Below are 18,722 nucleotides of genomic sequence, written 5' to 3'. Positions count from 1 at the left end.
CTGACTGTCCCTGCGTCGAGGAGTGAGATGAATGAAAAGGCAGTGCAATTTAATTATGAATTCTGTGTTAGAAAACTATTGCGTTAGCGTTGAGTTTCCTGATGTCAGCGGTGCAGAACATTTGGAAATGTTGCAAATTCGCGATCGCCTCGCAGAAATTGAATCTGACTAGAGTGACGCAGAAAAGACATTACTCACCAAGGGCGATCGGCAATTAATTGAAAATGTAAACGATTTTTATCATGAGTTGTCGCGCTTTGTCAATTTAGCTGACATCAGAAAGGCTGAAGCTATTCCTCCTCAACGCTGGTGGTGGTATTTGGATGTTTTTGCCAATTTCCTTAAAACCAGAGTTAACGAGTGAAAGCGAATCGCTGTCAAGACTGTCTTTTTAAGTCTTGGTTGTGGGTAAGCGCGATCGTACTTCCTTCTAAAAATCGCGTGGCGCACTCTTTCCCAGCAGTTAAAAGCCACAGATAGACTCTGGTTTGAGGGGGCAGGTTTCATTTGCGCCCAGATTGTCATAGAAAATGAGTCCAGTGAGGTTAGTCAGAGATGTCAGCGGTGTAAAGTCTGATATTTGATTGCTGTTGAGATAGAGGTTCGTTAGTTTAGTCAGAGATGTCAGCGGTGTAAAATCTGATATTTGATTGAAGCCCAGATTGAGGTTCGTTAGTTTAGTCAGAGATTTCAGCGGTGTAATGTCTGATATTTGATTGTTGCTGAGTTCGAGGTCCGTGAGGTTAGTCAGAGATGTCAGCGGTGTAATGTCTGATATTTCATTGTAAATGATTATGAGTTCGCTGAGACTTGAAAGATTGTGGCTAGCTGCTTCACACTCATTAGTTTCAGCTTTTTCTAACAAAGCGTCAACCGTGCGTCTCTCCTCCGATTTCAACTTAGCTTTATTGGTGCACCAATCTGTAAAAGTTTTGTAGTTTGCTGTCGGTGTTTGCTGTCCTCCAGCCCCCGGCAATCTGTAGCCACCAAGAATGAGAATTAAAGAGAGACTGAAGACGATACACTGCCAAGCATACCGCTTCGCAATTCTGAACCAATTCCTGTCACCTAAAAGCTTTTTTAACATTTTGTAACTCTCCTAGCTGGGATGCGATCGCTTTGATGATTATCTTATATGATTTTTTCAAAGATACGATAGACATAAATGACGAACAGACATTGACAATTCTAGCTTTGAGTTCTTACGTAAGTCTCTCAGAGCTTTAAAAAAGTGGTATTACAATTCAAAATTACGTGGCGGACTCTTTCGCAGCCGTTAAAAGTTACAGATAGACTCGGGTTTGACGGGACAGGTTTTATTGGCGATCGGATTGTCGCCTAGGTTGAGTTCAGTTAGGTTAACAAGGGATTTGAGAGGTGTAATGTCTGATATTTGATTGCTGCCGAGGTAGAGTTTAGTTAGGTTAGTCAGAGATGTCAGCGGTGTAATGTCTGATATTTGATTGCTGCCAAGGTAGAGTGTAGTTAGGTTGGTCAGAGATGTCAGCGGTGTAATGTCTGATATTTGATTGCTGCCAAGGTAGAGTGTAGTTAGGTTAGTCAGAGATGTCAGAAGTGTAATGTCTGATATTTTATTGCCGTTGAGATTGAGGGTAGTTAGGTTAGTCAGAGATGTCAGCGGTGTAATGTCTGATATTTTATTGTCGCCAAGCCAGAGTGTAGCTAGGTTAGTCAGAGATGTCAGGGGTGTAATGTTTGATATTTCATTGTTATGGAGCCAGAGTTCTGTTAGGTTAGTCAGAGATGTTAGCGGTGTAATGTCTGATATTTTGCCACCGAGGTTGAGAGCAGTTAGTTTAGTCAGAGATGTTAGCGGTGTAATGTCTGATATTTTGCCACCGAGGTTGAGAGCAGTTAGTTTAGTCAGAGATGTCAGCGGTGTAATGTCTGATATTTTAATGCCGTCGAGGCTGAGATAAGTTAGGTTAGTCAATGATTTCAGGGGCGTAATGTCTGATATTTTATTATCGCCGGAGAGGTAGAGGGAAGCTAGTTTAATCAGAGATTTAAGAGGTGTAATGTCTGATATTTTAGTGCCTTCGAGCCAGAGAAAAGTTAGATTAGTCAAAGATTTTAGCCATGTAATATCTGATATATTATCATCACTGTCGATGTAGAGAGAAGTTAGTTTAGTCAGAGACTTCAGGGGTGTAATGTCTGATATTTCATTGCCAAGGAGGGTGAGGGAAGTTAGATTAATCAGAGATGTCAGGGATGTAAGGTCTGATATTTTATTAAAGTTGAGGGTGAGAGAAGTTAGGTTAGTTAGAAATTGTAAATAACTGATATCAGATATTTGATTAAGGCTGAGAACTAGCCTGAGATCGGTTAGATTAGTCAAAGATTTCCAGAGACTGATGTCTGATATTTGACTTAATTCGAGTCCCAGGGAAGTTAGATTAGTCAGAGATTTCAGAGGAATTATATCTGAGATTGCATTCTCTCTGAGGTTGAGGGTAGTTAGGTTGGTTAGGAATTTCAGCGGTGTAATATCTGACATTTTATTGTTGTCGAGGCTGAGGAAATTTAGTTTAGTCAGAGATGTCAGAGGTGTAATGTCTGATATTTTATTGTGGTCGATGCTGAGATCCGTTAGGTTAGTTAGAGATTTCAGGGGTGTAATGTCTGATATTTCATTGCCTATGAGGTTTAGGGAAGTTAGATTAATCAGAGATGTCAGGGGTGTAATGTCTGATATTTTATTGCCGTTAAGCGAGAGGAAAGTTAGTTTAGGCAGAGATTTCAGGGGTGTAATGTCTGATATTTTATTGCGGTTGATGTCGAGGCCAGTTAGTTTAGTCAGAGATGTCAGGGGTGTAATGTCTGATATTTGATTGCGGTTAAGGTTAAGATAAGTTAGGTTAGTCAGAGATGTCAGGGGTGTAATGTCTGATATTCCTTTGCCCATGATGCCGAATTGATCGAGACTTGAAAGCCTCCGGTTAACTGCTTCACAATCATTAGTTCCAGCTTTCTCCAACAACACATCAACAGTATGTCTGGCCTCTGGATTCAACTTAGCTTTATTGACACACCAATCGGTAAAAGTTTTGTAATTTGCTGTCGGTGTTTGCTGTCCTACAGCCTCTGGCAATCTGTAGCCACCAAGAATTAAAATTAAAGACAGACTGAAGGCGATACACTGCCAGGCATACCGCTTCGCAATTCGGAAGAAATTCCTGTCACCTAAAAGCTTTTCTAACATTTTGCAACCCTCCTAATTGTGATTTGATATATTTGTCGATATCTGCGCCTTGCATCAACAGGAATTACGCACGAATAACTGTAATCTCTCGCCCCAAGGGACTAGCATGAATTTCTGTTTTCAGCCGTTCTTCCAATTCCAGTGCATTGTCTCTTTTATCAAAGATTACCAACCAACCCTCATCTTGCCCCAATCTCGCTAAATATCCATCCAACTGTTGCAATCCTTTACTCAAAGGATCGGCTTTCCGATTGCGCCAAACCTTCAGTTCAATCCCTAATGTGACTTCAGCATAACACAGACACAGATCCCTGGGATCGCGCCCAATGGCATATTCTCTCTCTAACGTTCCCCCACCATTAATGTATCCGCTCAATAAATCGGGGTAACAGCAAAAAAGAAGGTTCACAGATACGCACAGCATGGTAGAATATAAGGCATGATACAAAAAACATCTGCTGAATAATTAGTAGAGACATTACTGCAAAGCATTGAGCCATCTGAGATTGCCGACGTATCATTGCGTTATACTGTGTCAAGATTGCTGAACATCCTAGAGCAATTATAAGCAAAAACCAGAGAAGTTGGCGTCAGAAAATCAAAGATTAAAAGACGAAAACAATCGTCGGAAAGGAGAACAATGCCAACCAGAGGTTAAAGCTAATGGGCAGAAAAAGTCAAAAGAAAACTACTCATCGGAAAAGGAGCGAAAAACACAAAAAAAACATATTAAAAGTTGTAAAAATGCTCCGCTCAAAGTTGACCGAGAGAAAATTCTGGAATATCCTCCAGCAGAACTACCAGAAGATGCATAATTTAAGGGTTATAAAGAAGTAATAGTTCACTCGTAAATTAGGAATTAGCTTTTTTGAATATATGCACGACCGTATTTCTCACCTAGGAAACATTCCATCTCTAGAGATGATTATTCGTGAACAATCTTCGGTTTATTCTTTGGGTGTGTCCTGCTCTTATTGAAGAAATTTAAAAAAATCTAACTGCTCTGAATTATCGAGATTTGATAGATTGAGTAAGTCTCGTATAAACCCAGGATTAATTGTAATGGTAGTGGATAAAAAAACTGTATAGTTATTGAGTCCGTGATTAATAATACCTTTTCAAATCAAGATTTATTAGCCGTAAAATGCGGGAAGTTTTTGCCAAAATTAAGATTGTGGTAGAATTTAATATGAATTTAACCACGCTGACAAATTACTACTTACCGCAACTTATTGAGCGGATACAACTTAATACCTATTTACTGTTTAATTATTAGGCCCTCGATCGCCCTGGCGTCCCCAGGGTTTCTGAGATGCGAGGGCGATCGAACTCGGCTATAAACGAGAAAGACAAAGGGTTTGAGGCGATTGTTGACACCAATGCAGTACGCACATTACCCGTATATAATTTAGGAGCGATCGCCAATTTCAAGATAAAATAGAAAAATGTCAAATCCCTTACTTTCCCTCAACTACGAACCCGCCATCGAATCCCTCGGTGGCGACTATTTTGATGAAGTCCCTGCGGCCGATTTTCCGCAGCACATTCTCCGCTTCCGCAACGACAAATTATTGCCGATATTGGGTTTAGACCCCGCACAAGTAACCGACCAACATTTTATAGAAGCGTTCGGCGAATTTCACTGCGTCCGTCCCTTTCTCGCACTTCGCTATCACGGCTATCAATTCAACGCATATAACCCCAATTTAGGTGACGGTAGAGGCTTCTTATACGGCCAAGTTCGCGGGACGGACGGCAGACTTTACGACTTCGGCACTAAAGGTTCCGGCCGGACTCCCTACTCGCGGGGCGGTGACGGTAGACTCACTCTCAAAGGGGGAGTTCGCGAAGTTTTAGCCGCCGAAGCTTTGCACCGATTGGGAGTTCGGACATCTCGCTGTTTTAGTTTAGTTGAAACTGGGGATGCTTTGTGGCGGGGCGACGAACCATCTCCGACGCGATCGTCCGTAATGGTACGTTTCAGTCATTCTCACATCCGGTTTGGAACTTTTGAAAGGTTGCACTATATCCGCCGCCCGGATTTAATTAAAAAACTTTTAGATTTTGTTATTGAATATTACTATCCAGAACTGCATTTAGAAGCAAGCAAGCCAGGTTTTTCGGCGTCGGAAAAGTATGCGCTATTTTATGCAGATTTAGTCCAGCGAGTAGCCGAATTAGTTGCTCAGTGGATGGCGGCAGGATTTTGCCACGCTGTGCTGAATACTGATAATATGTCAATTACTGGAGAAAGTTTCGATTACGGGCCTTTCGCTTTTATCCCCACTTACAAGCCGCAATTTACAGCAGCTTATTTTGACCATTCGGGTCTTTATTGTTACGGCAATCAACCGTTGATTTGTAGGGACAATTTAGAGAAGCTTCAGCAACCGCTATCAGCGGCGATTCCTCAAGCTGATATGGATGCGGGTTTGGCAAAGTTTGGCGATTATTATAATGCAGCTTATCGGCAGTTGATGCTCAAGAGATTGGGATTTGAGGATTTGCCAGAAGCTGAGGGAGATGAGTTGTTGAAGGTGACAATTAAAATGCTGGCGGAGTCTCAAGTCGGCTATCACGATTTCTTTTTTGAACTGCGAAGACAGTTCGATCGCACTTGGCGAGATGATGCTAGTCTAATTTTTGCTGAGGCGGAACCTGCGGACTTGATAGCACCTTGGCGGCAGTTTTATTATCACGTTTTGCAAAGTTTGTCGGCCGATGATATGGACAAAATGGCGGACTGTTTGCGGCGCCACAATCCCGAACAATCGCTGTTGAGACCGACAATTGAGGCTGTTTGGGAGGCCATTGCTATTGAGGATAATTGGGAACCGTTTTATGAATTGGTTAAACGACTTCAAGACCCAGAAAATTGATTAATAATAGCTTGAATTAATAGCGCGTAAGGGCTGGTTCACCTGCATTTTCTGTTGGTATTAAAGATTAGCGTGAACCAGCCCCGGAGCAATCTGAGATTATAAAAATCTGCCACATAAGAAATATAACACCGAGAAATAATGACTAATGACTAATGACTAATGACTAATGACTAATGACTAATGACTACTTGAGCTTTTCAATCTCAAATTGTGCATCTTTGTAACCGCCAGTAAGTCCTTGATCTAGAAACATTTTGCCGGCTTTTTCTAAATCGCTAATTGCTCCTGCTTTGTCTCCCAATGAGCGACGAACCATGCCTCTACCGTAGTAAGCAGCAGCATAATTCGGGCTGATCCGAATAGCTTGCACGTAATCTGCGATCGCACTATTGTAATTCTTTAACTCCTGATAAATCTTCGCCCGATTGGCGTAAGCTTCCGCATTGTTGGGATTGAACCCGATTGCTGCTGTAAAATCTGCGATCGCCCCCTGCGCGTCACCCCCTGCGCTGCGAGCTAAACCACGATTGTTAAAAGCATTAAAATCATTCGGATTCACTGTCAGCGCTTGAGTGCAATCGGCAATTGCTTTCGGATAATCCTTCAAATTTAAATAAGCAATGCAGCGATTGTTGTAAGGAACCCCATCCTCCTCGCTCAGCGAAATTGCCTGAGTGCAATCGTCAATTGCCGCTTGATGGGCTCCCAAATTCAACTGCGTGCTGCAACGATTAGCGTAAGCATCTCCACTCTTGGGATCGATCGCAATTACCTGAGAATAATCCGCCAGAGCTCCCTGATAATCTCCTAGGTGAAAGCGAGCTCTCCCCCGACTGTAAAAAGCATCAGCATTCTTAGCATCAAGTTTAATTGCTTGAGTATAATCTCCAATCGCCCCCTGCAAATCTGCGCTCCCAGCGCGAGCCAATCCCCGCGAATGATAAGCTTTAACAAGGTTCGGCTGCAACCGAATTACTTCGGTAAAATCCTGAATAGCCGCCTTGTAATCTTGCATTTCTAAATAAGCAACTCCTCTTTCATAATATGTATCAGCATCATTGGGCTGGAGATTCACAGCTTGAGTGTAATCCTCAATCGCCCCGCCCTTGTCGTTAAAATCGTGACGGGCGAGCCCGCGGTTAAAATAAGCCTGAAAATATTTAGGATTGAGAGCGATCGCCTGAGAATAATCCGCAATTGCTTCTTGATAGTTTTTTAAATCATAATTAGCATTTCCCCGCCAATAAAAACTCTCCGCATTTTTAGGATTCAATTGAATTGACTTATTAAAAGCCTGCAAAGCTGCCTCCGCATCTTGATTGCGAGACTTTTCCACTCCCTGCTCGTAATATTCCTTAGCTTTAATCGGATTCGGTCGGCTCCAATAACTAAACAGAAATAGCAGAACTATCGCCGCCCCGAACCCCGCCAAAATCATCAACCAAAATCGACTTCCCAAACGTGACGAAAAACTATCCGAAGACAGTAACCTCGGAGAAATACTTTTCTTTTGAGCCGTATTCCCCGGTTCTTGGCGGTGTCTCAACTTGCGGAGAGCTACCAAAACTTCCTCAGCAGATTGATAGCGTTTGCCAAATTGGTGACAGACCATTTTGTCAATTATATTGGCTAGTCCCACAGAACATTGAGCTCGGTTTCGCCACACAATCTCCCCCGTGTGAGAAGGACTCGGATCTTGCAATTTGGGCAAATCCGTACCGGGCAAACCCGTGATAGCTTGGACGGCCATCATCCCGACTGCATAGATGTCGCTGCTAAATTGCGGGTTGCCTTGAAATTGTTCGATCGGCATATAAGCCGGAGTTCCAGTAGCAATGGTGCGCGGAAATTCTGTATCGTGCTCGCTGACTTGATTTGCAACTTCTTTAACCGAGCCGAAGTCAATTAAAACTAATTTGCCGTCTGGTTTGCGGCGGATTAAGTTGGAGGGATTAACATCGCGGTGAATCACTCCCTGAGAGTGTACGAAGGCGAGAAGTTGTAACACTTCTTCCAGCAGAGCCAGCACTCGTTCTTCCCGCCAAGGTTGACCGGCCACAATTTCCCGATTTAGGGCGTGTCCGGGCACAAATTCTTCGACGAGGTAGAATTGATTTCCTTCTTCAAAATAAGCGAGTAAAAAGGGAATTTGATCGTGTTTTCCCAGCTTTTCTAATATTTCTGCTTCTTGTTTAAATAAGCGGTAAGCTGTTTTGAGAACTGTGGAAGTGTTGCTGGGAGGGCGCAGTTGTTTTACTACACATTGAGGGTGGCCAGGCCGGCGAGTATCGACAGCTAAATAAGTTTGTCCAAAAGCTCCTGAACTGAGAATTTGCACTACCCGATAACGCCTGTCTAAAAGTTGACCAACCATGTTCATATCTATATTTGAGAATTGGTAACGGGGAGTTGGTAATTGGGAATTGGTAAGGGGGAATTGGTAAGGGGGAGTTGGTAAGGGGGAGTTGGTAATTTGGCCTTCTTCCTTCTTCCTTCTTCCTTCTTCCTTCTTCCTTCTTCCTTCTTTTTTTAACATCTGACTGATGAGTAATAGTTTATTTAGGGTCGTTGATTTGTGATTGTGCGTTTTGGAAACCATCGGCTCTTCCTTGTTCGAGAAAGAGGGTGGCAGCTTTCTGAAAATCCTCGATCGCCCCAGCACGGTCTTTGAGTTGGCGGCGGACGAGGCCACGGCTGTAAAAAGCGCTAGCATTGTTGGGGTTGAGCCGCAGTGAGTGAGCGAAATCCTCAACTGCTAAAGGGTAATTTTTTAGTTCTGAGTAAATAGTACCGCGATTGCTGTAAGCTACTGCATCGCTAGGATTGAGTCGAATTGCTTGAGTAAAATCTTCTAAAGCTCCCTGCTTGTCTCCCGAAGCCGATCGAGCTAATCCTCGATTGCTGTATGCTTTGGGATTGTTGCCGTTGAGTCCGATCGTCAAACTGCAATCTTCGCTAGCCTTTTGAAATTGTTTTAAATTCAGATAAGCAATGCAGCGGTTGTTGTAAGCTGCTTCATCTTTTGGAGCGAGGCGAATTGCTTCGGTGCAATCTGCAATCGCTTTGTCGTAGGTGGCCAAATTCAAGTAAGCGCTGCACCGATTGGTATAAGCATCAGCGAGATCGGGTTGCAATTCGATCGCCTTAGTATAATCTTCCATCGCTCCTTGATAATCTGCCAGATTAAACCTGGATCGACCACGACTGTAGTATACGCCAGCTTGCTGGGGGCTAATTTGAAGGGCTTGAGTAAAATCTGCCATTGCCCCTGTTTTGTCGCCCGCTGCCGATCGAGCTAAACCCCGATTGCTGTAAGCTGTAGCATCGTTGGGACTGAGCCGAATTGCCTGAGTGTAGTCTTCTATTGCTGTGCGGTAGTCGCCCAAATCGTAGTAGGCTAAACCCCGCTGAGAGTATGCCTCACCGTCGCTGGGATTGAGTCGCACTACTTGGGTGAAATCTTCCACGGCCCCCCGCTTGTCGCCGATGTCGAGGCGGGCCATACCTCGATTGTAGAGAGCTTTGCTGTGGCTAGGATTGACTTTAATTGCTTGCGTGTAATCCTGTATTGCTTGCTCGGTTGCGCCCATGTCGTAGCGAGCGTTTGCCCGCTTGTAGTAAGTTTCCGCATCGCTGCCATTCAGGGCGATCGCTTGAGTATAATCGGCGATCGCGCCTGTTGTGTCACCTTGCTGCGCCTTGATAACGCCGCGGGCTAACAATTCTTTTGACCTTGCCGGACTTTGACTCTGCCAAAAGTAAATTATCAGTGCCGTCAAGATTAAAGCTGCCGCTGTTGTAGCCAACAGCAGGAGTTTGGTTTGGCTTTGTCTTCGCGGTTGACTCATAGCGTCCGTGATGATTGTGGCTGGCGGCGGCTCAACCTCCAATTTTACGGCGATTTGTTTGAGGTCTGCTAAAACTTCGGCGGCCTCCTGATAGCGTTCCTCGCAGTCAGGGCGCACCATTCGATCGATAATATCTGCTAGGGCTGCCGAACAAGTTGCCCGGTTTCGCCAGGGAATTTCGTTTTTGTTGTTTTTTAAGGCACTCAGTTCGTTGGGTGAGAGTCCCGTGACGGCAAGCTGGGCGATCGTACCTAGAGCGTAGATGTCGCTATTGTAACGGGGGTTGCCGCTCAATTGCTCGATCGGCACGTATAACTCCTGGGCCGCCAAATCCTGTTTTTTTGCCTCATGCCGTTTAACAGAGTTCGGGGAGGTTTGCGACAACAAATGACAGTTAGCAAGTTCCGGGTTAATTTCTTTGTCTAAGCTAAAGTCTACCAATACAAATTTGCCGTCTGACTCGCGCCGGATCGCTCTGTCTGGTTGAATTCTGCGGTGAATAAAACCCTTCTCGTGGATGAACACCAAAATTTCTAATATTTCTGATAGCAGACCAATTACTTGGTCTTCATCCCAAGGTTGACCGGGTATTAGTTCTTGACTTAAAGGTAAGCCCGCAATAAATTCTTCAATTAAGTATAAACTTTGATTTTCCTCAAAATACGCCAATAATTCCGGGATTTTGTCATGTTTTCCCAATTTTTCAATTATTTCTGCGTTTCTTTGAAATATAACTTTGACTAATTCTGGAGTTTGCGAACTTGTGCCGGGGAGTCGCATTTCTCTAACCGTGCATTGCGGATACCCGGGACGGTGAGTATCTGCTGCTAGATAAGTTTTTCCCACCTCACTTGAGTCTGTGACTTTAATGATGCGGTAACGTCTGTCTAGAAGTTGACCAATCATGCTTTGCCCTCTACCCTATCAATTTTCCATTATCGCATAAAATCAGAAGAGCTCACTGTGGTGTCCAACTTTTAGCTATTGATTCCGGTGTGCCAAGCCGCCGAAGAAATCGCCAGTAGTAGGACTACAGGTGCTGGCAATTTAAAGGCTATCGCCCCAACTTTGAGCCTTGTCTGAATTTGAGCAGTCCGGGACGCATTGTTAAAAGCCGGGATGCAGTATTTCCGTTAATAAAACCAATTTATGCGTCGAGGACTATAGCATTAAAATTAGTCCCAGTCTGCTGCCCGTATCGGTTGACTGTAGATGCAAACCCTGAACTTATAGTATAATTTAGTAACCGAGCAACAGATGACTTAAAATGAACGTACAACTGGTTGACTCCCTAATTCAAGTTATCTTATCTCTCTCAGCAGACGAGCAATTAGCGATTACGGACAAATTACTAGAAAACATCCCGTACCCTTCGATTCAGGAGCTTAGGGAGCTTGCTCAAAGCGGTGAGTGTTTTGACTTTTTGCATGACGAACCTGATATTTACACCATACAAGATGGAGAACCTATTGCGTGACACTAAAAAAAGGAGATATTGTATTAGTCGAATTTCCATTTACTGATTTGAGTCCGATGAAATTGCGTCCTGCTTTAGTGCTATGTGCTATCTCAATTCCTGATGAAGTTACTGTTTGCTTTATTTCGTCTCAAAATGTTAGAAAGTTGAATAATGAAGAGTTTGCTCTGAATGTTGAAGATATAGAATTTCCGGCAACGGGATTGCGAGTATCATCTAAAGTTAGAGTAACTCGAATAGCTACCCTCCAACGCCGATTAATTATCAGACGATTGGGTGAATTAGGAAATCTATATATACAGCAATTAAATGCCTATATGATCGAGGCATTGCAGATAGGGCGAGCGAGATAATTATTGAACTATAGAGCAATTAAAAATGGCTGAATCACTAACAAAAGGAGGGACGATCGCAGCGATCGCTACTGCCATAGTTCCCCAACAAGGCAGCGTCGGCATTGTGCGAGTTTCCGGTTCCGCAGCCTTAAAAATTGCCGAAACTTTGTTTTGCGCCCCAGGACGGCAAATTTGGGAGTCTCACCGGATTCTTTACGGCCACATCCGCCGCCCCAAAACTCAAGAATTAGTCGATGAAGCTTTGCTGCTAATCATGAAAGCACCGCGTTCTTTTACTCGCGAAGATGTGGTGGAGTTTCACTGTCACGGCGGTATTATGGCGGTGCAGCAAGTCTTGCAGTTGTGTTTGGAAAATGGGGCGAGATTGGCCGCGCCGGGAGAGTTTTCCCTGCGGGCTTTTTTGAACGGAAGGCTCGATTTAACTCAAGCTGAAAGTATTTCAGATTTGGTGGGAGCAAAATCCCCCGCTGCTGCACAAAGTGCTTTGGCTGGCTTGCAAGGAAAATTAGCGCAGCCAATTCGCAAACTGAGAACAACTTGTTTGGACTTGCTGGCAGAAATTGAGGCAAGAATTGATTTTGAGGAAGATTTGCCGCCTTTAGATGAAGCTAAAACTTCTTTGGAAATAAATCATGTCTTGGAGGAATTGTCAACAATTTTGGCAACCGCAGATCGCGGAGAATTGTTGAGAACTGGTTTGAAAGTAGCGATTGTTGGGCGGCCCAATGTGGGAAAATCGAGTTTGTTGAATGCGTGGAGTAAGAGCGATCGGGCGATCGTCACGGATTTGCCCGGTACGACGCGGGATGTGGTAGAATCGCAGCTAGTTGTGGGCGGAATTCCGGTGCAGGTGCTCGATACTGCGGGAATTCGAGAAACCGAAGACAAGGTAGAAAAAATTGGCGTTGAGCGATCGCGCGCAGCAGCAAAACAAGCCGATTTAGTGTTGTTGACAATTGACGCGGAATCTGGCTGGACAGAGGAAGATTCGGAAATTTACGAACAAGTAAAGCACCGCCAGCTAATTATAATTATCAACAAAATCGACCTAGTAAATACAATTCCCGAACTACCTTTCCCCCCTGAAATTCACCCCATAGTTGCCGCAGCCGCCGCCCTCGATCGAGGCATAGCCGACTTAGAAACAGCAATCTTAGATGCCGTCAGCGGGGGAAATTTGCAAGCAGCAAACTCAGATTTAGCAATCAACCAGCGGCAAGCAGCAGCCTTAACCAAAGCTAAAATTTCTCTGGAACAATGCACGGATACTATTAGCAACAAATTGCCTTTAGATTTCTGGACAATAGATTTGCGCGGTGCAATTCAAGCATTGGGGGAAGTTACGGGCGAAGAAGTGACCGAATCAGTGCTCGACAGAATATTTAGCAGGTTTTGCATTGGCAAATAGCAATGGCCCAACTTACGTAAAACCTCTCTATTGCAGGTTGACAATGCTGACTTTAGCGCTATCACTTGAAAATGCAGGAGATTGACTGACTCGCTTGTTTCATTTTTGGCAGATTGAGTGGTTCCTACCGTAAATCAGCCAGGCCAATCCTTCAATCTAAAATCTAAAATCTAAAATCTAAAATCGATTGACTCATTCTCACGATCGAGGTCTTCCCAGACTTGTAATATAAAGCACAGCCTCACCCGCAGGAATACCGAGAACGTCATTGACACGATCGTCAAAAAAGCCCCCGATACCGCTGACACCCAAACGCAGTTGCATAGCTGCTAAATTCAAACGCTGGCCCAAATGACCCGCGTCCATGTGCAAATAGCGGTAAACTCGATCGCCATATTTTGCTACAGCCCTGTTCAAATCCGCCGTATGAAACAACAGCGCCCCCGCATCTCTGCCCAAGTCTTGCCCCAAGCATAAAAAATGCAGTTCCCTGCGGAAATTTTTAAACCGAATTTGCCGCAATTCTTGAGCTTTCGGAGCGTAATAGTAACAGCCTTCTTCTAACCCATGCACTCCCGAAACAGCAATAAAAGTCTCGATCAAACTTAGATCGAAATAGTCTGGATAACCGTCTAATCCTTGGTCGATATAGTGCTGGGGCTGGTAAGTAAAATCGAGCATAGCTAGCAGTTCGCCCAAGCTCAAAGAAGCACCTGTATAAGCACGGGTCGAACGCCTTTTGAGCATAGTGTTTTCTAAAGTTTCCAGGTTCACTCCCCAAGGAATCGAAGGAGTGACCGTCGAAACTTTAGTACAAAATGGAAAGTTGTATTTATCCTCTAGTACCCCTTCACTTTCATCAAGTTTCCAGCCGTCAGCTCCGGTAGGGTCTGCTTCTAAATACGTGGCTTTGTGGAGGTATTTTAACAGTTGACCTTCGGAAATTTTCGGGTAATCTGTCGTGGTGTTTCCGGGCAAAGCTGTTTTAAATTTAGGCAAGTTTTGGTCAATATCTAGCAAGTCGGCTAAAGCAACTACACAAATCGCTCCTTCTTGCTCCGAGTCGATGTATAGTAATTCATTGACAGCTTCGTCGGCGAATCCTCCAATCAGGTGAGGTCGGTAATCGTTGACGGCGCAAGCTAACTCGATATTACTTAATAAATGGCCGGTGTCTAGAAAAATTCGCCGATAAGCTCGGTCTTCGTAACGCCAAGAAGAACGGAAAAAAACAGTGGTAATGGCGATCGCCAATTGGGTATTTTCGAGCGCTGGCGACTGGAAACAAGCGGCTTGCAAGACCGGCCAAACTTGACTATCCCAAAAATGAACAAGTGAATGAGTTTTGCACTGATAGTTGTAGAGTCCGGCCGGCAACTGGGCAGTGCCGCGGGAGATTAAATAAACCTCTGCTGGGTAGAGTCCACCCGCCGACGGTGCAGAACGCAAATACAGGTAGCTGTCGTCTACCGTCTGCACTCTCGCCGTCAACCCGTAGCTGCACAGCAACAAGCTAGATAACCGATGCCACCAAGCGGCATCGGGCTCTGCATCGGCATCCTCCGAGGGGTCTTTGAGATAAGGCTTTAGGTCAAAATACGCTCCAATTTTATATTCTTTGAAAGGAACAGGTTGCTCTGTCCAATCTAGCTGTTTACTTTTAGCAGCAATGGTTTCAGGGTCGTATTTTGTCCGTTCGTGGTAGTGCTGAGCAATGGAGAGAGGAAGTTCTGGCATATTTCAGTAGAGGATTGACTTTGGTTTCTCGATCGATCTTGACATTAGGAACCGTGGACTGGTCGAGCAAGGCAGAAATTTACAAATATAAAAAAAATCTTAGAAAAAATGAGATCGTTGTTACACAAGCTTAACATAAAACAATGCCTAAGTATAAATACACAGATTAATACCCATTAATTACTGCTATGGATTGGCTGCAATAGCTGTCCTCATAAAGGGATGAAAATGCAAAAGCTAAGCGCTGAGGAATTGCTGGCTCAGTATGCTGAGGGCCAGCGAAACTTTAACGCCGTTGACTTAAGTGAACATAACTTGTTTCAAGCAGATTTGACAGAAATAAATCTTTCTGGTAGCGTTCTGAGGCGAGCTTATTTGCCCTACGGAAATTTGACTCAAGCCAATCTTTATAAAACTGATTTGCAAGATGCTGAATTGGGCGACATTCAACTTTATCAAGCTAACTTGTCGGAAGCAACTTTATCAAGAGCAAACTTATCAAGAGCAAATTTGCGTCACGCCAATTTGCAAGGTGCTAATTTGCAGAAAGCCAATTTGCAAGGTGCGGATTTGTACAATGCAGATTTGACGAATGCCGATTTGAGATATGCGGATTTGAGCCGAGCTAATTTGGAGAAAGCAAAGTTAACCAAAGCTCAATTAGCGGGCTGCAACTTATTTCGATCGCGCTTGGTTGATTTGTCGGAAGCCGAGTGCGATCGCACTACTATCGGGCCCGAAGGCTATTGATGATTTGCAGCGGTGCGGGCGGGCGATCGGCTTAATTGGTCGTGAAGCGTAGCTATCCCGTAGGGAATCGCCATTTTTAAAATTTCTTAACATTTCTCGACACGCGGGAAAATGTGAGTTACAGTCGTAGAGAACTTATCGATCCGCAACATTGACAATAAATAACACATTTTTCCAGCGGAAAACAAGCTAAAATTTATGAATTCTCCTGACAACAAATCCCGAGAACTCCGGCGCAAAGAACAAGAACTGCGGAAGCGAGAACAAGAAATTAGGCTCCGCGAACTAGAAGCCGAAATTGACCGCTCCGTGCCCGAACATCTAACAAGCAAGTACCAAGAACCAGACAGCCAAGTTAACGGCAAACTCAAACAGTGGCGCCGAAAAATTATAGCAGCAGCTCAATTTACAGGCATTGTCATTGCTGTTGTCGTTGCAGTTCGCATAGCATCTTGGCTGGCAGCCGCCCTGATAGTGGGAGGCATTGCTTTTATCGCTTACAAAATGTTTATTGAAGAAGACAGAAGTTGAAAAGCTCAAGCATGAAACTATCAGGAAACAGCCATGAACCTTAAAGTAGAAACTAGCAACTTTCTCAACGATTTAGAGCGAGTAGCCGCTGTCCGCCGAGAAATTGCCACTCGCCTCAGCAACATCGCCACAGCCATCAACCAATCAGAATTAGCAGGAGGAGAAGCATCGGGAAAACTCGGTTTAGAAACAGACAACGCCGACATTGATATCGCCAGTAAAAACTTGCGCCAAGGAGTCTTTCGGCTGCTAGTGCTAGGCGACATGAAACGCGGCAAAAGCACTTTTCTCAATGCGTTAATCGGCGAAAACCTATTGCCGAGCGATGTAAATCCCTGTACAGCTTTGCTCACGATTTTGCGCTACGGTTCAGAAAAAAAAGTCACCGTTTATTTCAATGACGGCAAAAGCCCAAAACAGCTCGATTTTAAAAGTTTTAAACAAAACTACACAATTGATCCCGCTGAAGCCAAACGCTTAGAAGAAGAAAAGAAACCAGCATTTCCAGATATCGATTGCGCCGTAGTAGAATATCCCTTACCTTTGCTGGAAAAAGGCATAGAAATAGTAGACAGTCCCGGACTGAACGATACAGAAGCCCGTAACGAATTATCTCTTGGTTACATCAACAACTGCCACGCTATTTTGTTTGTACTCAGGGCAACTCAGCCTTGCACAATGGGGGAAAGACGCTATCTAGAAAATTACATCAAAAATCGCGGATTGAGCATTTTCTTTCTGATTAATGCTTGGGATCAGGTGCGGGAAAGTTTGATTGACCCGGACGATCCTGAAGAATTGGCAGAAGCAGAAGGGAAACTGCGGCGGGTTTTTCAAGCTAATTTGGCTGAATATTGTTTAACAGAAGGACACGATATTTACGACGAGCGAGTGTTTGCAATTACCTCACTTAAGGCGCTCAGGTTGCGGATAAAAAACCCGGATGCTGATTTGGCAGGAACTGGTTTTCCCGAGTTTATGGCGGCACTGAATACGTTTTTAACCCAGGAAAGGGCGATTTCGGAATTGCGTCCGGCGAGGACTTTGGCGCGTCAAATTTCTGCTCGTGTCCGCGAAGCTGTTGGACGCAGATTACCATTACTCGATCGCGATGTCAATGAGTTGAAGGAAAAGATTAATTCAGTTGAGCCGGAGTTTAAAAAGCTGACTCAGATTCGCGATGAATTTCAACAAGAAATTAGCGAAGTTAGAGATAGTAAATCGCGGGCGATCGCAGATTCTTTTCGCGCCTACGTTCTCAACTTAGAAAATACATTTGAAACAGATTTCTTACGGTATCAACCTGAACTGAAATTTCTGGATTTCTTCAGCCAAGGCAAGCGAGAAGCTTTTGAAGCATCGCTCAAACGAGCCTTCGAGCAGTACATCAATGACAAACTAGCAGCTTGGACTCTCACGGCAGAACAAGAGATGAATTCAGCCTTTTCGCAGCTATCGAAAAGTGCCGCAAATTACGGAGCATCTTACACGAAAGTGACTGAAAAAATTACCGAAAAACTGACGGGACAAAAAATACCAGCAGCAGTCAGCAACTCGAACGAAGATAACTCGCCCAGTTGGGCAAAATGGGCGATGGGATTGTTCTCGTTAACTACCGGAAATCTGGCAGGTGTAGCAATGGCAGGAGCGGGTTTTGATTGGAAAAATATCCTGCTCAACTTAATCACTGTGATGAGCGTCAGTGTGATTTTTGCTAGTTTGACCGGGGTTGTTTTGGGGCCCCTATATTTAGCTTTGTTGGGGATGGGTGTTGGGGTTTTGCAAGCAGACGGAGATCATAAACAGTTGGTGAAAGCGGCGAAAAAAGAGCTAGTGAAATATCTGCCGCAGGTGGCTCAAGACCAATGGCAGCCGATTCATGATGCTGTAAAGGAGTGTTTTGATGTTTACGGGCGGGAAGTGGGCGATCGCATGAATGCTGATATTAATTCTCGGAAATCTGAGTTAGATAATTTGCTGGAACAAAAGGAATCTCGCGAGATTAATTGTCAGGCTGAATCGCAGCGGTTGAAAAAATTGGAGGCTGATGTTTCTGCCGAGTCGCAGAGTATTGAATCGCTATATCAATGTTTCCTAGCATCGGCGGGAAGCTAGGCGTGTTTTCAAACTTGAAATTAGCTTGAATTGTAGTTGGGTTTCCTTCCTAAACCCAACCTACAGAATAGTTTGAAAACACGCTCTAAGCCCCCAGTCAAATTACCGTTGTTATTCAGCCAAGATTGGGAATGGTCGCAAAAAAATTGACATCGTGCGGATGGTGCTGCAGAATGGGCTTAAGGATGTGGATGAGTAGATGCAGACATTAGGGGGTAAATATGGATAATGATAAAGTTTCACAGAAATTAGAGAGATTAGAAAGAAACTTGAAAAGTATTCAAGCCCTTGAAGACACCTCTGCCAAAATCATTTGGGAGTATGTCACTTTTGTAGTGAGTAATTATACTCATGTAGCTTGTCTCTGATTTCCAATTAACCCGTTCAAGTAA

At 44.2% G+C, this 18,722-nt stretch carries 16 protein-coding genes; 9 read left to right on the top strand and 7 right to left on the bottom strand.

Annotated features, from left to right (window positions below; translation table 11 throughout):
- Positions 1 to 31 precede the first annotated feature (31 nt).
- On the top strand, positions 32 to 172 hold the full coding sequence (locus tag QUB06_RS28570; RefSeq protein WP_333438152.1) for a hypothetical protein: 141 nt from the start codon (positions 32 to 34) through the stop codon (positions 170 to 172).
- A 291-nt stretch (positions 173 to 463) separates the two neighbouring features.
- Here QUB06_RS28570 and QUB06_RS28565 read toward each other — a convergent pair whose 3' ends face one another.
- The 3 genes from QUB06_RS28565 to QUB06_RS28555 all read right to left on the bottom strand — a co-directional run bounded on the left by QUB06_RS28565 (position 464) and on the right by QUB06_RS28555 (position 3,602).
- Positions 464 to 1,087 carry a leucine-rich repeat domain-containing protein gene (locus tag QUB06_RS28565; protein WP_333438151.1) on the bottom strand — a complete coding sequence of 208 codons (624 nt, stop codon included), beginning with the start codon at positions 1,085 to 1,087 and terminating at the stop codon, positions 464 to 466.
- A gap of 189 nt (positions 1,088 to 1,276) precedes the next feature.
- Positions 1,277 to 3,226, bottom strand: a complete 1,950-nt coding sequence (locus QUB06_RS28560; protein ID WP_333438150.1) for a leucine-rich repeat domain-containing protein — start codon at positions 3,224 to 3,226, stop codon at positions 1,277 to 1,279.
- Positions 3,227 to 3,290: 64 nt separating this feature from the next.
- Positions 3,291 to 3,602 carry a hypothetical protein gene (locus QUB06_RS28555; RefSeq protein ID WP_333438149.1) on the bottom strand — a complete coding sequence of 104 codons (312 nt, stop codon included), beginning with the start codon at positions 3,600 to 3,602 and terminating at the stop codon, positions 3,291 to 3,293.
- Positions 3,603 to 3,810: 208 nt separating this feature from the next.
- On the opposite strand from QUB06_RS28555, the gene QUB06_RS28550 reads away from it, so the two are divergent.
- Positions 3,811 to 4,041, top strand: a complete 231-nt coding sequence (locus QUB06_RS28550) for a hypothetical protein (protein ID WP_333438148.1) — start codon at positions 3,811 to 3,813, stop codon at positions 4,039 to 4,041.
- 457 nt (positions 4,042 to 4,498) lie between these two features.
- Here the strand turns inward: QUB06_RS28550 and QUB06_RS28545 are convergent, their stop codons facing one another.
- On the bottom strand, positions 4,499 to 4,678 hold the full coding sequence (locus QUB06_RS28545) for a hypothetical protein (RefSeq protein WP_333438147.1): 180 nt from the start codon (positions 4,676 to 4,678) through the stop codon (positions 4,499 to 4,501).
- Here QUB06_RS28545 and QUB06_RS28540 point away from each other — a divergent pair.
- The gene (locus QUB06_RS28540; RefSeq protein WP_333438146.1) at positions 4,672 to 6,105 is read left to right on the top strand and encodes a protein adenylyltransferase SelO family protein; all 1,434 of its coding nucleotides are present in this window, start codon (positions 4,672 to 4,674) and stop codon (positions 6,103 to 6,105) included. The two genes, QUB06_RS28545 and QUB06_RS28540, sit on opposite strands and share 7 nt — an antisense overlap.
- A 187-nt stretch (positions 6,106 to 6,292) precedes the next feature.
- On the opposite strand, the gene QUB06_RS28535 is transcribed toward QUB06_RS28540, so the two are convergent.
- Complete coding sequence (locus tag QUB06_RS28535; protein WP_333438145.1) at positions 6,293 to 8,707, bottom strand: tetratricopeptide repeat protein; 2,415 nt, start codon at positions 8,705 to 8,707, stop codon at positions 6,293 to 6,295.
- Complete coding sequence (locus tag QUB06_RS28530; RefSeq protein WP_333438144.1) at positions 8,664 to 10,862, bottom strand: tetratricopeptide repeat protein; 2,199 nt, start codon at positions 10,860 to 10,862, stop codon at positions 8,664 to 8,666. Before QUB06_RS28530 ends, QUB06_RS28535 begins: the two co-directional genes overlap by 44 nt.
- A 361-nt stretch (positions 10,863 to 11,223) precedes the next feature.
- On the opposite strand from QUB06_RS28530, the gene QUB06_RS28525 reads away from it, so the two are divergent.
- From QUB06_RS28525 to mnmE, 3 genes are read left to right on the top strand one after another with little or no spacing between them, the layout of a single operon-like run.
- A complete protein-coding gene (locus tag QUB06_RS28525) occupies positions 11,224 to 11,433 on the top strand; it encodes a hypothetical protein (protein ID WP_333438143.1) in 210 nt (69 codons plus the stop codon).
- Entirely contained in the window at positions 11,430 to 11,786 is a 357-nt protein-coding gene (locus tag QUB06_RS28520; protein ID WP_333438142.1) for a type II toxin-antitoxin system PemK/MazF family toxin, read from the top strand. The genes QUB06_RS28525 and QUB06_RS28520 overlap by 4 nt, the downstream gene beginning before the upstream one ends.
- Before the next feature lie 25 nt (positions 11,787 to 11,811).
- On the top strand, positions 11,812 to 13,197 hold the full coding sequence (gene mnmE / locus QUB06_RS28515; protein ID WP_333438141.1) for a tRNA uridine-5-carboxymethylaminomethyl(34) synthesis GTPase MnmE: 1,386 nt from the start codon (positions 11,812 to 11,814) through the stop codon (positions 13,195 to 13,197).
- A 198-nt stretch (positions 13,198 to 13,395) separates the two neighbouring features.
- Here the strand turns inward: mnmE and QUB06_RS28510 are convergent, their stop codons facing one another.
- On the bottom strand, positions 13,396 to 14,934 hold the full coding sequence (locus QUB06_RS28510; RefSeq protein ID WP_333438140.1) for a SagB/ThcOx family dehydrogenase: 1,539 nt from the start codon (positions 14,932 to 14,934) through the stop codon (positions 13,396 to 13,398).
- A gap of 228 nt (positions 14,935 to 15,162) precedes the next feature.
- Here QUB06_RS28510 and QUB06_RS28505 point away from each other — a divergent pair, with 228 nt between their 5' ends.
- The 3 genes from QUB06_RS28505 to QUB06_RS28495 all read left to right on the top strand — a co-directional run bounded on the left by QUB06_RS28505 (position 15,163) and on the right by QUB06_RS28495 (position 18,330).
- Positions 15,163 to 15,684 (top strand): pentapeptide repeat-containing protein, encoded by a 522-nt coding sequence (locus QUB06_RS28505; protein ID WP_333438139.1) that lies wholly within the window; start codon positions 15,163 to 15,165, stop codon positions 15,682 to 15,684.
- Positions 15,685 to 15,882: 198 nt separating this feature from the next.
- Positions 15,883 to 16,215: a hypothetical protein gene (locus QUB06_RS28500; protein ID WP_333438138.1), complete on the top strand. Its 333-nt coding sequence runs from the start codon at positions 15,883 to 15,885 to the stop codon at positions 16,213 to 16,215.
- A gap of 33 nt (positions 16,216 to 16,248) precedes the next feature.
- Positions 16,249 to 18,330, top strand: a complete 2,082-nt coding sequence (locus QUB06_RS28495) for a dynamin family protein (RefSeq protein WP_333438137.1) — start codon at positions 16,249 to 16,251, stop codon at positions 18,328 to 18,330.
- Positions 18,331 to 18,722: the final 392 nt, after the last annotated feature.

This window comes from Microcoleus sp. D2_18a_D3, from assembly GCF_036702455.1.
In the GTDB taxonomy this organism is placed as follows: domain Bacteria; phylum Cyanobacteriota; class Cyanobacteriia; order Cyanobacteriales; family Microcoleaceae; genus Microcoleus.
This window is presented reverse-complemented; position numbering and strand designations above follow the sequence as displayed.

Bases quoted from the DNA above. Each gene is read 5' to 3' on its own strand.
- QUB06_RS28570 (WP_333438152.1), top strand. From the start codon at position 32: ATGAAAAGGCAGTGCAATTTAATTATGAATTCTGTGTTAGAAAACTAT.
- QUB06_RS28565 (WP_333438151.1), bottom strand. From the start codon at position 1,087: ATGTTAAAAAAGCTTTTAGGTGACAGGAATTGGTTCAGAATTGCGAAG.
- QUB06_RS28560 (WP_333438150.1), bottom strand. From the start codon at position 3,226: ATGTTAGAAAAGCTTTTAGGTGACAGGAATTTCTTCCGAATTGCGAAG.
- QUB06_RS28540 (WP_333438146.1), top strand. From the start codon at position 4,672: ATGTCAAATCCCTTACTTTCCCTCAACTACGAACCCGCCATCGAATCC.
- QUB06_RS28535 (WP_333438145.1), bottom strand. From the start codon at position 8,707: ATGGTTTCCAAAACGCACAATCACAAATCAACGACCCTAAATAAACTA.
- QUB06_RS28530 (WP_333438144.1), bottom strand. From the start codon at position 10,862: ATGATTGGTCAACTTCTAGACAGACGTTACCGCATCATTAAAGTCACA.
- QUB06_RS28525 (WP_333438143.1), top strand. From the start codon at position 11,224: ATGAACGTACAACTGGTTGACTCCCTAATTCAAGTTATCTTATCTCTC.
- mnmE (WP_333438141.1), top strand. From the start codon at position 11,812: ATGGCTGAATCACTAACAAAAGGAGGGACGATCGCAGCGATCGCTACT.
- QUB06_RS28510 (WP_333438140.1), bottom strand. From the start codon at position 14,934: ATGCCAGAACTTCCTCTCTCCATTGCTCAGCACTACCACGAACGGACA.
- QUB06_RS28505 (WP_333438139.1), top strand. From the start codon at position 15,163: ATGCAAAAGCTAAGCGCTGAGGAATTGCTGGCTCAGTATGCTGAGGGC.
- QUB06_RS28500 (WP_333438138.1), top strand. From the start codon at position 15,883: ATGAATTCTCCTGACAACAAATCCCGAGAACTCCGGCGCAAAGAACAA.
- QUB06_RS28495 (WP_333438137.1), top strand. From the start codon at position 16,249: ATGAACCTTAAAGTAGAAACTAGCAACTTTCTCAACGATTTAGAGCGA.